1 protein-coding gene is annotated in these 282 nt (G+C 43.3%); it reads left to right on the forward strand.

Translation table 11 applies throughout. The features are described 5' to 3' along the window. On the forward strand, nt 1-282 hold a 282-nt coding region (locus ACSNOG_RS33190; protein ID WP_436756383.1), incomplete at both ends, for an ABC transporter permease subunit.

The following is a 282-nucleotide window of genomic DNA, read 5'->3' on the forward strand; positions in this document are numbered from 1 at the left end:
GTATATGTGCTGTCGGAGATTTGGCAGAATACCGGCTGGGGAACGATTATTTATTTGGCAGCGCTTACGGCGATCAGTCCCGAGCTTCATGAATCTGCTGTTGTGGACGGCGCGAATAAATTTCAGCGGATCTTGCATATTGATATTCCCGGGATTATGCCGACAGCAGTCATTCTGCTGATTCTGAGTACAGGCAATATTATGAGTCTTGGTTTTGAAAAGGTATATCTTCTGCAAACATCTCTCAATCTTCCTTCATCAGAGATTATTTCAACTTATGTG

This window comes from Streptomyces sp. URMC 124 (assembly GCF_051386455.1).
In the GTDB taxonomy this organism is placed as follows: Bacteria; Actinomycetota; Actinomycetes; order Streptomycetales; family Streptomycetaceae; genus Streptomyces.